The sequence below is a fragment of the Micromonospora sp. NPDC047557 genome, from assembly GCF_043205095.1.
Lineage (GTDB): Bacteria > Actinomycetota > Actinomycetes > Mycobacteriales > Micromonosporaceae > Micromonospora.
In genome coordinates this window covers 1-12,204 of record NZ_JBIDDK010000029.1, presented here as the reverse complement: position 1 = coordinate 12,204, position 12,204 = coordinate 1, and the positions used below count along the sequence as shown (strand labels likewise).

Sequence of the window (12,204 nt, the reverse complement as noted above, 5' to 3'; positions counted from 1 at the left end):
CACTGGCTTTACAAGCACCCTGTTGAGTTCTCAAAGAACAACCACACACCGATCAGAAGACCCAACCAGTGGGCCACCATCCCGGGGCTTTTCGTTCTGTGTCCCCGTCGCTCTCGCGCCGGGCACTTTTACTACGTTACCTCACCGTCTTCGCCGTGTCAAACCGTGTGTCCCGGTCTGTCGTGCTTCGTACGGGTTGGCCCCGGCGCACTCACGCAGCAGCGAACCGCTGCGTCAGGTCGTCGGATTTGGCAGGCCGGCCGCTGCGGTGTCCCGCAGTCTCGCCCGGTGCCCTGCCGGTCGTGAACCTTACCCGGTCGGTTCCGCTGCGCCAAATCCGCCTCGCGGCTGATCCGGTGAGCCCCGCCCGAACCGTGCCCCGCAGAGGCGAACCCCTGCCTGACCCGGCTGCCTGCCCGATCCGGTGCTCCAGGTCTTTCGCCCTGTTTGCCCCGTTCCGCGCTGGCAGAGAGAAAGTTACGCGTCCGTGGGTTTGATCGTCAAATCGGCGGGTAGCGTCCCGCGTCACACTCATCCCCTCCGGCGCGGATCAACCACCCGGAGCCTCGCCGAGCAGCGGCGGAGGGTCAGGACGCCTGCCGTCGGCGGGCGGCAAACCAGGCTCGGATGCCGAGCACACCGACGGTGGTTCCGATGGCCAGGGACGCGGCGATCAGCAGGGCGTGCACCCACAGAAAGCTGGTGGCGGCGCCGTCGGCCACCGTGCCGGAGGCCCAGGATCGGGGGTCCTGCCAGATGGCGACGGCGAACCTCGGCCAGATCACCCAGGTCCAGATCCCGACCCCGACCAGGAAGAGAGCCCACCCTCGCGACAGCACCATGGCAGCCGAGTATGCCAGCGCACCCGATCCGCGAGCTGGCCAAGGACGCAACCGGACGCGACGCCCGGACTGGCCGCCGAACCCGGCAGGAGATCCACGACGCGCCGCCGTACGACCCGGAGTCGGCCAGCCCGGAGTACCGGGACCGCGTCGGCCGGTACTACGCGGACCCGTCACCTGCCTCCCCGGAAGCGGCACCGCGGGTAACGTGAGGCCGTGGTCCGGACGGGCAGTTGCGTCTCGGAGGCGGTCGATGTGGTCGACGGCCTGCCCCGCGGTGTCGTGCCCACGGTCCCGACCAGCTCCGGCGACGGCTGTGAGCACTTCCTGGACGTACTCCGTGCCGGTGGTCTGCGGTACCGCGCCGGCGCGCGATGGCGGACGGCTCGCTGAGCCCTGTTTCCGCTGACCGAGGGGGCCTGTCCGCCCCGCTCGGCGCGCGCCAACGCGTGACCCACCCACCAGCACGAGAGGTACCTCGCCATGTCCATCGCACGAATGCTCACCGGCGACCGGCCCACCGGCCGCCTGCACCTTGGCCACTACGTCGGAAGCATCGCCAACCGGGTGCGGCTGCACCAGCGGTACGAGAGCTTCTTCATCATCGCTGACCTGCACATGCTGACCACCCGCAACCGCCGGGAGGACATCGCCCAGGTCTCCGGCAATGCCCGCGAGATGGTGACCGACATCCTCGCCGCCGGCGTCGACCCGGCGCGGGCCACGTTCTACCTCCAGTCGGCCATTCCGGAGGTCGGCGACCTCAACACCCTTCTGCAGAACCTGGTGACCGTGCCCCGGCTGGAACGGGTGCCCTCGTTGAAGGACATGGCCCGCGACGCGGGCAAGGAGGAGATGCCGTACGGGCTGCTCGGTTATCCGGTGCTCCAGGCGGCGGACATCCTGTGCGTGAAGGGGGAGGTGGTCCCGGTCGGCCGGGACAACGCCGCGCACGTCGAGGTGACCCGGGAGATCGCCCGCCGCTTCAACCACCTGTACGGGCCGGTGTTCCCGGTGCCCGAGCTGATCCCGGCGGACACGCCCAGCCTGGTGGGCACCGACGGCACGGCCAAGATGAGCAAGAGTCGGGGCAACACGATCGCGTTGTCGGACGACGCGGCAACGGTGCGCCGCAAGGTGCGCGGGATGTACACCGACCCGAACCGGGTGCGGGCCGACGTGCCGGGGACGGTGGAGGGCAACCCGGTCTTCGCGTACCACGAGGCGTTCAACCCGGACCGTGCCGAGGTGGCCGACCTGGCCGACCGTTACCGGGCCGGGCAGGTGGGTGATGTGGAGGTCAAGGAGCGGCTGGTCGTCGCGCTGGAGACGTTCCTGGCGCCGATCCGGGAGCGCCGGGCCGCGATCGAGGCCGACCGGGGACTTGTCGACCGGCTGATCGTCGAGGGCACCGAGCGGACCCGGCAGGAGGTACGCCAGACCCTGACGGAGGTACGCCGGGCGATGGGGCTGACCGGGGCGTACCAGCAGATGCGGCGGCGGGCCGAGCGGACCCGGCGCCGGACGGACGCCCCGGCCTGACGTGGGCACGTCGGGTCTCCACGTTGCGACGGGGAGACCCGACGTGCCCGCTGGAGGGCGCAGAATGCCTGGATGAGGAGGATTCGTCCGGTCCCCGCCGGTGATGCGCACCGGACGACGATGTTCGAGATCTTCTTCGACCTGGTCTTCGTCTTCGCGCTCACCCGGGTCATCGCGTTCATGGCGCAGCCGCCGACCGCGCTCACCCTGGCCCAGGGGCTGCTCCTCCTGCTGTTGTTGATCTACTCCTGGGGTCCGTACCTCTGGTTGGGGAACCTGGTCCGCGCGGACGTCGGCCCGGCCCGCGCGGCGACCCTGCTGGCGATGGCCGCGATATTCGTGGCCGCTCTGGTGCTGCCCGACGCCTGGCGGCAGGGACCGGGGCCCCTCGATCCGCCGCTCACCCTCGCGCTGGCCTACCTGGTGACCCGGGCGGTGCAGCTCGTGGTGCTGCTCTGGGCGAGCGTCGACGACCCGACGCTGCGCTCGACCCTGCGGTTCTTCGTGGTGCCGGTGACGACGGCCTGGCTCCCGCTCATCGTCGGCGCGCTGCTCGGTGGCGTCGCCCAGACCGTGCTCTGGACGGTCGCGTTCCTGGTGGACATCGGCGGTTCGCGCGTCGCCTCCGTCTACGGCCCGTGGCCGCTGCGCAGCCTGGACCACTTCACCGAACGGTTCGGACTGGTGCTCATCATCGCCCTGGGCGAGGCGTTGATCGCCGCCGGCACCGGACCGAGGAGGACGGCGCCGACCGGGGCCAGCCTGATCGCGGCGCTGCTCGGCCTCGTCGTCACCATCTGCCTCTGGTGGCTCTACTTCGACCGGCTGGCGCCCGCCGCCCGACAGTCCGTCCTGCGCGTTCCCGACGAGCGGCGCTCCCACGTGGCCGGCGACGCGTACGGCCTCGCGCACGCACCCCTGATCATCGGCGCCATCTACGTCGCGCTCGGCATCGAGCAGGTGCTCGGCCAGCTCACCGAGGAGCCGTCGCACACCGTCCGGTTGAGCTGGCCCTCGGCCACCGCCCTCTACGGGGGCGCCACCCTCTACCTGCTCGGACGGCTGGTCTTCCGCCGGCTCACCCTGCGTGCCGTACACCCGGGGCAGGGGGTCGCCGCGCTGCTGCCGCTGCTCCTGCTGCCGATCGCGCGGTCGCTGCCCGCGCTGGCCGAGTTGGCCCTGCTCACCCTGCTCCTGATCGCCATAACCTGGTACGAGCGGCGAATCGACAGGCGTGGCGACCCGGTCGAAGCGGCGCGACCGGTGCGCCCCTGAGCCTCGGAAAAGTTCCGGAACCCGTGTCGACATCCCGGGCACTCGTTCGTCGTCATGCTGTACGGCGACCCCGCCGCACCGAGAGGAGCCGAGACGTCGTGCTGCTCGGCATGGTCCCCTCACCGGTCGTGGCGCTGAACCGGGCCGCCGCCGTGGCCATGCGAGACGGGCCGGACGCCGGGCTCGCCCTGCTGGACGGGCTGGCCGGCGATCCACGTCTGCGGGGCTATCACCTGTACCCCGCGACCAGGGCGGACCTGCTGCGCCGGCTGGGCCGCCTCGACGAGGCCGCGGCGGCGTACCGGGACGCGTTGGCGCTGGTCGGCACCGAGCCGGAACGAGCGCACCTGCTGCGTCGGCTGGCATCCGTCAGCGAAGAGTGAGCGGATTCGGGCTGTACCCTTCCCCGATGACTCTGCCTCTGCCGCCCGGTGAGTTCGCCGCGTACCTGTTCGACTGCGACGGCACCATCGTCGACTCGATGCCGCTGCACTACGTGGCGTGGCGGCGGGCGCTCGACGAGTGGGGCTGCGAGTTCCCGGAGGACCTCTTCTACGCCTGGGGTGGCCGGCCGACCGCCGACATCATCGCCGAGCTGAACGAGCGGCACGGTCTGGCGATGCCGGTGGCGACCGTCGTCGAGAACCGCGAGCGCATCTACCAGGAGTTGCTGCCACAGGTCGCCGCCGTGCCCGAGGTGGTGGCGCACATCCACGACGCGCACCGCCGGGTGCCGTTCGCCGTCGTCTCCGGCAGCACCCGCGCCACGGTCACCGCCTCCCTCGACGCGCTCGGTCTGCTGGACCGCTTCGACGTGCTGGTGTGCGCCGAGGACTACACGCGGGCCAAGCCCGACCCGGAGGCGTTCCTGCTCGCGGCGCGGCAGCTCGGCGTACCTCCGGGCTCCTGCCTGGTCTTCGAGGACACCGACCTGGGCATCCAGGCCGCGACGGCGGCCGGCATGGCTTCGGTACGCGTGCCGCAACAGCGCGTCGGCTGACGCCTCAGGCGATCGTCAGCAGCAGCTTGCCCGGGTAGGAGGTCTCCAGGCGCTTGTGCGCCTCCCGCACCTTGCCCAGCGGGAACGTCTCGGCGACGTGCACCACGAACGGCCCGGCCTCGATGAGTTCGTTGAGGCGCTGCAACTGTCCGCGGTTGGCCACACCGTCGTACGCCCGGACCGACACACCGGACCGTTCGCGTGGTTCCGGCCGCACCCCGTGGGCGTACGCGACGACCCCGCCGTCGGAAAGCGTCTCGGTGAGCCGATCCAGCGTCTTCCCGCCGGCCATCGCCAGGATGCCGTCCACTCCTTCCGGGGCCGCGTCCCGGATCGTCGCGAGCACCTGGTCGGCGTCGGCGTGGCCGTCGAGAGACACATCGGCGCCGAGGCGGGTCACCAGCGCGACCCCGTCGCTGCCGGAGGCCACCGCGATCACCTTGAGGCCCTGTCGCTTGGCCAACTGCACCGCCAGGTGGCCCTGCCCGCCGCTCGCACCGAAGATCAGCAACCAGGCGCCCGGCGGCAGGCTGAGGGTGTCCAGCCCGGCCAGCGCGGTCAGGGCGTCGGTGGGCATCGCACCGGCGTGCTCGGCCGGCACACCGTCGGGCAGCTTCGCGACGTACTCGGCCTTGACGGCCGCGTACTCGGCGTAGAAGCCGCCCTTCGGTCGGCTGGTGGCGGCGGCGTAGACCAGGTCACCCACCGCGAGATCGGTCACCTGGTTGCCGGCCGCGATGACGGTCCCGGCACCGTCCGAGCCGGGCACGATCGGAAGCTCGGTGCCCTCGGGCACCAGCATCCCCTGCCGCTCGAAGACGTCCCACACCCCCACACCGGCGCTCAGGACCTTGATCAGCACCTCGTCGGCGGCGGCGTCGGGCACCGGAAGCTTCCGCAGGGTGATCACCTCCGGCCCGCCGAACTCGTCCAGTGCCGCAGCCTGCATCCGCTCTGGCACGTCCGCGTCAACCATGTGGGCTTCCTCTCCGGGCCGGCGTCACCGTCGCAGCATGCCGGCTCGGCGGCGGGCCCGGCCCGGTGCTCGGTGCCGTTCACCCACAAGGGCGACCGGCCATGGCCACCCTGCCGTTGCGCCACACGTCACCGACCTGGGCGCCCGAGCTGGCCGCGACCCTGGTGATCGTGGTGGTCGCCGTCGATCTGACCCGCCGCGCGGTCACGGCCGCCACCCGCGGCGGTCGCTGAGGAGACGCGATCAGGACGTCTGCGGCTCCCGACCGCCGAGGGCCTGCGCGACCGCGTCGCGCACCCGGGCGTCCTCGCGCGCCCGGTTGCGGCGGCGGTACAGGGACGCTCCGACGATGACGGCGATCAGCACGACGAGCACCAGGACGATCATCCACGGCAGGGCCCAGCCGTGCGCCGTGGCCTCGACCGGCTTGAGCGAGGTGGTGGAGCCCGACGCGTCGGTGAGCAATGGAGTGACGGTGGCGGTCGCCGCGAGCCGGACGGCGGGAGCGACACCGCGCACCGGCACGGTCACGTCCCAGCTCTCGCCCGGGAGCAGCTGCGGCGGCGCGGCGATGTCACCGGCCCGGGCGCGCAGGACACCGAACGGGCCCGAGACCGAGACGGCCTGCTGGCCGGACAGGGCGGCGTTGCCGGTGTTGTGGATCGTGTAAGCGACAGTGGCGTCACCCTTGGCGAACGGGTTGGACGATCCGTCGTACGTCACGTGGAGGTTCTCGATCGCGAGGTTCGGCTTCAGCTCGCCACCGACCCGCAGTGTGATCCGGATGCCGAGGCGGCGGTCCACGTTGATGCCCTCGGCCTGGTCGGCCTGCGTCAGCGCGGTGAGGATGCCGCCCACGTGGTCGCCGGGCGTGGCGTTGGCGGGAACGTTGATCGTGAAGGGGGCCTGCGCGGTCTTTCCGGGCTGGATCACGACGCTGCCGGCGCTGGCCTTGACCCAGGCGCCGACCGCCACGGACTTCTTGTCCCTGGTGAGCAGGTCGAGCTGCCCGGCGTCGGTGGTGAAGCCGTCGGCGGCGTACACGGCCAGGGTCAGCGGCGCCGGGCCGCGGTTGGCCACCACCATGGCGTCCTCGACGGCCCCACCGGGGTTGACGTTGTAGCTGTAGCTGGACCGGGCTTCGCCGTAGCTGTTGGAGGCCGTCCGGACCGTCCAGGCGACGTTGCCGTCGGCCGCCAGGGCGGGGCCGGTGCCGACGCCGGCCGCCGCGACGGCGGCGAGCAGGGACAGCGCGGTGGTGCGAACGAGTGTCTTCCAGCGCGTGACGGACGGTTGCATGTCGGATCCTTGAGGTGATCTTGAAAGTGGACGAACCGGTGGCGGGGCAGGCCCCCGAAGGTGCCTACCCCGCCCGGTGGAACAGGTCGGTCAGCTGCTCAGCGCAGTGATCGTGAGGGTGGTGCGGTAGCTACCCTTCGCGATGCTGTCCGGGATCTTCAGGTCCAGGTCGGCACCGAGCTTGGCGCCGCCCCGGGGGTGACCCTGGATCGCCGCGCCGAGCCCGCTGGAGGCCGAGAGGCCCTTGCCCTGGTCGTCGAGGGACGACAGGACGGCAGCGCCGGCCTCGGCACCCGCGCCGGCGTCCAGGACGTACGGGGTCCAGCCCAGGTACGAGCCGGAGAACGTCTTGTCGGCGTCGGAGAAGTCGCCGACGCTGGCCGAGATCGACCACGGGGCGAGCGAGCGGCGGCTGTCCGACACGAGGATCGGGTTGATCTTGCCGGTCGCCTCGAAGTAGGTGCCGTCGCGCTCCTGCGCGGTGCCCAGGTCGACCAGACCGTTGTAGCCGTCGATCGTCCAGCCGAACTCGCCCGGTGCCGGGTTGGGAACGTTGACCTGGATGGCCTGGCCGTCACCCTGGTACGGGTGCACCGTGACCTTGTCGGTGACCGAGCCGATCGGCTGACCGTCCGGGGTGTTGACGCAGGAGAGGCCCTTCTCGACGGCCGCGTTCGGGGCCGCGCAGGTGCCGCTGCGGACGTTGGCCAGGACCAGCTTGTCGCCGCGCACCTGCACCTTGACGTAGCTGCGGACGTGCTCCTGGTTCTGCGACGAGTTGTACCAGTACTTGTTCGGGTCCAGCGGGTCCGGGCCGTTGCCCCGGATGCCCGTTCCGCTGTCGTCCGGCTTCTTGATGTCGTAGTACTTCGAGCCGGACGCCGAGTTGGCCGTCACGTAGATGACGCCACCCGGGCCGGGGTAGACCTCGGGAGCTCCGGGCTTCTCAGCCGGGTTCTCCTTCTGGCCGTTCTTGATCGAGTAGCTGCGGGAGTAGCTGTGGTCGTGGCCCTGCAGCACCATGTCGACGCCGAGGTTGGAGAAGGCCGTGGTGAAGTCTTCCCGCCGCTGCTTGTTGTCGCTGTCGGTGGCGTGGCTGGCCGGAGAGTAGATGGAGTGGTGGTAGACCAGCACCTTCCACTTGGCCTCGGAGCCGTGCTTGTTGATGACGTCGGTGACGTACGCGACGTGCGCGGCGTCGCCGCCGGCCGAGCCGTCCGCCGGGTTGACGTAGCTGTTGCTGTTCAGGTCGATGAACAGCACGTCCTTGTGGATGAACCAGTAGTCGCCACCGGACCGGGTCGCCTGGTCCCCGCTGTAGTACTGGGCCGAGCGGTCGGTGTTCGGGGTGAAGTGGTGCTGCTCGTAGGACTTGCCACCGACGTCGTGGTTGCCGATGGTCGCGACGAGGGGGACCTGGCGCAGCTGGTCGGGGGCCAGGAACGAGGTCCACTGGCTCTCGTCGTTGGCGCTCTCCACGTGGTCACCGGCGGACACCAGCAGCTCGGCGTTCGGGTTGGCGGCGGTGGCGACCTTCAGGGTCTCCTCCCAGCCGGCCTGGTCCTTGAGCCGGTCGCCGGAGGAGCCGATCTGCGGGTCACCGAAGAACAGGAAGTCGTAGTCGCCCTCGAAGTCCTGGGTCTTGAAGGCGTACGCCGGGGACCAGCTGCCCTCGGCGCCGACCCGGTACGAGTACGCCGTGTTCTCGCGCAGGTTGCTGATCGTGGCGTGGCGGTTGAAGCCGGTGGTGGAGGTGTTCGCCGCGCCGACGGCGTCGAAGCTGACGGCGGTGGCCGGGAACTCGCCGTTGACGATCTCGGCGGTCGGGGCGAGCTGGATCTTCTGGGCGGTGTCGGCGGAGGAGTACCAGGACACGATGCGCTGGGTCTCGTTGGCGCCGACGCCGAGGACGACGCCGGACACCGTGGTGGGGTCGGCGGCGCTGGCGGCGGTCAGCAGACCGCTACCGAGGGCCGCGCCCATTCCCAGGAATCCGGCTACGACCCCGGCGACAACACGCCGCCGCACGGGCCCGGGGACCCGTGTCGAGGTGCTCAATGTCATCGACATTGTTCCCTTTTCGAATAGAGAAATGGATTGTTCTTCACCCGACACTGGGGAAGCGGATCCAAACTTTCGTCGGCCGATGAACCCGCCATGAACGTGATCTTGCGAATGGCTGCACTTCACGAACTGGTTAGCCGTACTCACGATCCGGTGACGCGCTGAACAAACCAGATCAGCCCCATGATGGACACTGCCGCCGAAACAGCACCGGTCACCCAGAGACCGACTTTCGGCGCACGACGGCGCAGCACGAACAGCAGCGGGAAGACGGCGGCGATAATCGCCAACTGAACGACCTCGATACCGACGTTGAACACCAGCAGCGACCACAGCAGCGTCCATGACCACGCCTCGTCGATGCCCAACGCGCCCGCGAAGCCCAACCCGTGCACGAGGCCGAAGCAGAAGACGACCCCGAGGCGGATCCAGCCCCGACGGTCCAGGCTGAAGTGGCCGCGCCCGGCCGTCTCCAGATCGGTGGCATGGTCACCGCGCCGCCAGATTCCCCACAGGTGCCAGCCGGCCACGACGGCGATCGAGAGCGCGATGACCGGCTCCACGAGCCGCGCCGGCACGTCGACAAGGCCGAGGGCGGCGAGCAGGAACGTCACCGAGTGCGCCAGGGTGAAGCTGGTGGCCGCGAGCACGATCTCCCGCAGACGCCGCGACCCGGCGATGAGCGCCAGCAGGAAGAGGATGTGGTCGATGCCGGACAGCAGGTGCTCGGCGCCCAGCAGGAAGAACTCGCCGAACCGCTGGTAGGCGGTCTGGGCCGTCGAAAAGGACGGGTTGGCGGCGTCGAGCGCGGCGCTGCCCGAACGGCCGTCGATCTCGTAGGTGACGATCGTCTTGGTGTCCTTGACGTACGCCTCGCCGTCCGGGAAGAGACCGCTGCGCACCTCGTGCTCGTCGACCCGCTCGGGGCAGGTCCAGTCCAGCAGCAGGTCCGCGTACGGCACCCCGTCACGGGCGCCGATCGTGGCGTCGCGCACCAGGGTCGGCTGACAGGCCGCACCTCGCGCGGTCACCGAGAAACGGTCGGCGACATACCGCAGGACCGTCGGGGCGTGGGCCTTCAGCGCCGCGGCCTGCGCCGCGGAGTCGCCCGCCTCGAAGGCGGCGGTGCCCACCCGAAAGAGCGGATCATCAGCACCGGAATCGGCGGCCGACACGACCAGAAGGTCGTATTCGAGCTCCACCTCGGAGCGAATGTGACCCTCGTCTCCGGAGGTAATTTTCGCGTACGCCGTCGACGAGAAGCCGTGCGCGAATGCTGTTCCGCCACCGAGGAAGGGGAGCGCCGCCGCAGCAAATGCGACAACGGCGACGACAACGGTACGGCGAATGTGCCCCAGCATGCGACTCCCTCGGTTGGCCAGTGCACGCTGCACCCCGTGGGTGAACACCAACCCGCTCACCGACGAACCGATGGAGAACAAACGCCCGGGGCAACCGGCCACGGATTGTCAGCGGCCGGATCTGGGATAGGAATACGAGGCGTACGCGCACTTCCCGCCCCCACCCGAGAGGACGACCACCTTGCGCCCCCCGCTTCGGGCCGTCGCCCTGCTGGTCACGACCGCCGCGCTCCTGGCCGCCTGCGACTCCGGCGACGACTGGTCCCAGCCACACCCCGCGCCCAGCGCCGTGGGCTCCCTCGGCCCAGGGTTCGTCGACCCCGCCACGACGCCAGCGCCGGAGGCGACCATCACGCCACGGCCCGGATCGTGGGCCGACGTCCACCCGTCGAAGGACTACCGGGTGGTGCTGCTGACCGCCGGCGCGGACGCGCCGACCAAGGCCCTGGTGACGGCGGTGCGGGACTGGGCGGACGACGAGCACGTCGACCTGAGGACGGTCGTCGTCGACGACGCGCACGACGCCGTTCCCAGTATCACCAAGGCCATGGAGATGGGCCCGGACCTCATCGTCAGCGCGGGCAACGAACTCATCGACGCCCTCGCGCTGGTCACCCCCAACCATCTGGACGAGAAGTTCCTGGTGGTGGGCGCCGAACTGGCCGAGCCCACCCACAACGTCACGTCGGTCGACTGGGACGGAGCGTCGTACCGCGGCGAAGGGCTCGGCATGTCCTCGTCGTACGACGCGGGCTCGTTCACCGCCGAGCGCTGCGCGGCCGCCATCAGGGCGGGCGTGGCCGCCGTGCTCAACAACCTGACCGGGATCGTGGTCTGGCTCTGACGCCCGGACTGCGCTTGCACCAATCGGTGGATGACTATGTTACCGATAACATAGCAATCCTCGCGGGAGCCTCGCCGCTGGCGCGGGCCCTCGGACGGGGTCAGCGCAATCCACGTTCCCGGCCGCGCCGTCCAGGCGACCACGGCCCCACGCGCACGGGCCGTGGCGGCCTACTCGGAGGGCCCACGATGACAGCCGGACGCCTTCGAGGCATCGAGGTTGATGGTTTGGGAGCGCTCCCGTAACATACGCGACGCGGCTGTTAACGCTCACCTAACAATGATTCCCACGAATGTGGAGGCCGCCATCCCGTCAGGAGGGTGCTTGATGACCATATTCAGACCAACCAATGTCGGCCTCGTCTCGGCCGGTGTCGCGTTGCTGGCGTCCGCCACGGTCGTCGTGGCGATGCCGGCCGGTGCCGCCGCAGCCGGCTGCTCGGTGAACTACGCCGTGTCGTCGCAGTGGCAGGGCGGGTTCGGCGCCAACGTGACGATCACGAACCTCGGTGATCCGTTGAGCAGTTGGACGTTGACGTGGTCGTACAGCGCCGGGCAGACGGTGACGCAGTCGTGGAACACGGCGTTGACGCAGAGCGGTGCGGCGGTGACCGCACGCAACGTGAGCTACAACGGGTCGGTCGCGACCAACGGCACGGTGTCGTTCGGCTTCAACGGGTCGTGGACGAGCAGCAACCCGGCCCCGACGAGCTTCGCCCTGAACGGCGTGACCTGCAACGGTGGCACCACGCCGACGCCACCGGTGACCGACACGCCCGCACCGCCGACGACCCCACCGCCCACCACGCCACCGCCCACGACACCGCCGCCCACCACCCCGCCACCCACGACACCGCCGCCCACCACGTGTGATCTGCCGTCGTCGTACCGGTGGTCGTCGACCGGGGCGTTGGCGCAGCCGAAGTCGGGTTGGGTGTCACTCAAGGACTTCACCGTCGCGCCCTACAACGGACGGCAACTGGTCTACGCCACCACCCACGA

The 12,204-nt window shown here is 70.1% G+C and carries 13 protein-coding genes and 1 pseudogene; 9 read left to right on the top strand and 5 right to left on the bottom strand.

The features are described 5' to 3' along the window. Positions 1–587: 587 nt before the first annotated feature. Positions 588–842 carry an SCO4848 family membrane protein gene (locus ACGGAQ_RS32485; RefSeq protein WP_266247133.1) on the bottom strand — a complete coding sequence of 85 codons (255 nt, stop codon included), beginning with the start codon at positions 840–842 and terminating at the stop codon, positions 588–590. A gap of 11 nt (positions 843–853) precedes the next feature. On the opposite strand from ACGGAQ_RS32485, the gene ACGGAQ_RS32480 reads away from it, so the two are divergent. From ACGGAQ_RS32480 to ACGGAQ_RS32455, 6 genes and pseudogenes are all read left to right on the top strand, one after another. Next, entirely contained in the window at positions 854–1,054 is a 201-nt protein-coding gene (locus ACGGAQ_RS32480) for a hypothetical protein (RefSeq protein WP_393056048.1), read from the top strand. Positions 1,055–1,058: 4 nt separating this feature from the next. After that, positions 1,059–1,235, top strand: coding sequence for a hypothetical protein (locus ACGGAQ_RS32475; protein ID WP_393056045.1), 177 nt, complete (start codon positions 1,059–1,061; stop codon positions 1,233–1,235). A gap of 90 nt (positions 1,236–1,325) precedes the next feature. Then, positions 1,326–2,384 carry a tryptophan--tRNA ligase gene (gene trpS, locus ACGGAQ_RS32470; protein ID WP_393056042.1) on the top strand — a complete coding sequence of 353 codons (1,059 nt, stop codon included), beginning with the start codon at positions 1,326–1,328 and terminating at the stop codon, positions 2,382–2,384. Between the two features lie 72 nt (positions 2,385–2,456). Next, positions 2,457–3,659 (top strand): low temperature requirement protein A, encoded by a 1,203-nt coding sequence (locus tag ACGGAQ_RS32465; protein WP_393056039.1) that lies wholly within the window; start codon positions 2,457–2,459, stop codon positions 3,657–3,659. A 98-nt stretch (positions 3,660–3,757) separates the two neighbouring features. Then, a pseudogene (locus tag ACGGAQ_RS32460) lies at positions 3,758–4,042 on the top strand (RNA polymerase sigma factor); the annotation flags it as partial. Positions 4,043–4,068: 26 nt separating this feature from the next. Further along, positions 4,069–4,659, top strand: a complete 591-nt coding sequence (locus ACGGAQ_RS32455) for an HAD family hydrolase (RefSeq protein ID WP_393056036.1) — start codon at positions 4,069–4,071, stop codon at positions 4,657–4,659. 4 nt (positions 4,660–4,663) lie between these two features. Here the strand turns inward: ACGGAQ_RS32455 and ACGGAQ_RS32450 are convergent, their stop codons facing one another. Further along, positions 4,664–5,635, bottom strand: coding sequence for an NADP-dependent oxidoreductase (locus tag ACGGAQ_RS32450; RefSeq protein WP_393056033.1), 972 nt, complete (start codon positions 5,633–5,635; stop codon positions 4,664–4,666). A gap of 101 nt (positions 5,636–5,736) precedes the next feature. Here ACGGAQ_RS32450 and ACGGAQ_RS32445 point away from each other — a divergent pair, with 101 nt between their 5' ends. Next, the gene (locus ACGGAQ_RS32445) at positions 5,737–5,868 is read left to right on the top strand and encodes a hypothetical protein (protein WP_393056030.1); all 132 of its coding nucleotides are present in this window, start codon (positions 5,737–5,739) and stop codon (positions 5,866–5,868) included. 10 nt (positions 5,869–5,878) lie between these two features. Here ACGGAQ_RS32445 and ACGGAQ_RS32440 read toward each other — a convergent pair whose 3' ends face one another. From ACGGAQ_RS32440 to ACGGAQ_RS32430, 3 genes are all read right to left on the bottom strand, one after another. Further along, complete coding sequence (locus tag ACGGAQ_RS32440) at positions 5,879–6,934, bottom strand: WxL protein peptidoglycan domain-containing protein (protein ID WP_393056027.1); 1,056 nt, start codon at positions 6,932–6,934, stop codon at positions 5,879–5,881. Positions 6,935–7,024: 90 nt separating this feature from the next. Further along, positions 7,025–8,917: a fibronectin type III domain-containing protein gene (locus tag ACGGAQ_RS32435; RefSeq protein WP_393056024.1), complete on the bottom strand. Its 1,893-nt coding sequence runs from the start codon at positions 8,915–8,917 to the stop codon at positions 7,025–7,027. A 224-nt stretch (positions 8,918–9,141) separates the two neighbouring features. Then, on the bottom strand, positions 9,142–10,359 hold the full coding sequence (locus ACGGAQ_RS32430) for a HupE/UreJ family protein (RefSeq protein ID WP_393056021.1): 1,218 nt from the start codon (positions 10,357–10,359) through the stop codon (positions 9,142–9,144). A 181-nt stretch (positions 10,360–10,540) separates the two neighbouring features. Here ACGGAQ_RS32430 and ACGGAQ_RS32425 point away from each other — a divergent pair, with 181 nt between their 5' ends. Together ACGGAQ_RS32425 and ACGGAQ_RS32420 are read left to right on the top strand one after the other, a co-directional pair. Beyond that, on the top strand, positions 10,541–11,203 hold the full coding sequence (locus tag ACGGAQ_RS32425) for a hypothetical protein (RefSeq protein ID WP_393056018.1): 663 nt from the start codon (positions 10,541–10,543) through the stop codon (positions 11,201–11,203). Between the two features lie 327 nt (positions 11,204–11,530). Next, positions 11,531–12,204 (top strand): non-reducing end alpha-L-arabinofuranosidase family hydrolase (locus tag ACGGAQ_RS32420; RefSeq protein ID WP_393056015.1); only part of this gene is annotated, 674 nt, incomplete at its 3' end.

Coding starts and splice junctions, on each gene's coding strand:
- ACGGAQ_RS32445 (WP_393056030.1), top strand. CDS start 5,737: ATGGCCACCCTGCCGTTGCGCCACACGTCACCGACCTGGGCGCCCGAG.
- ACGGAQ_RS32455 (WP_393056036.1), top strand. CDS start 4,069: ATGACTCTGCCTCTGCCGCCCGGTGAGTTCGCCGCGTACCTGTTCGAC.
- ACGGAQ_RS32435 (WP_393056024.1), bottom strand. CDS start 8,917: ATGGGCGCGGCCCTCGGTAGCGGTCTGCTGACCGCCGCCAGCGCCGCC.
- ACGGAQ_RS32480 (WP_393056048.1), top strand. CDS start 854: ATGCCAGCGCACCCGATCCGCGAGCTGGCCAAGGACGCAACCGGACGC.
- ACGGAQ_RS32465 (WP_393056039.1), top strand. CDS start 2,457: ATGAGGAGGATTCGTCCGGTCCCCGCCGGTGATGCGCACCGGACGACG.
- ACGGAQ_RS32450 (WP_393056033.1), bottom strand. CDS start 5,635: ATGGTTGACGCGGACGTGCCAGAGCGGATGCAGGCTGCGGCACTGGAC.
- trpS (WP_393056042.1), top strand. CDS start 1,326: ATGTCCATCGCACGAATGCTCACCGGCGACCGGCCCACCGGCCGCCTG.
- ACGGAQ_RS32430 (WP_393056021.1), bottom strand. CDS start 10,359: ATGCTGGGGCACATTCGCCGTACCGTTGTCGTCGCCGTTGTCGCATTT.
- ACGGAQ_RS32440 (WP_393056027.1), bottom strand. CDS start 6,934: ATGCAACCGTCCGTCACGCGCTGGAAGACACTCGTTCGCACCACCGCG.
- ACGGAQ_RS32485 (WP_266247133.1), bottom strand. CDS start 842: ATGGTGCTGTCGCGAGGGTGGGCTCTCTTCCTGGTCGGGGTCGGGATC.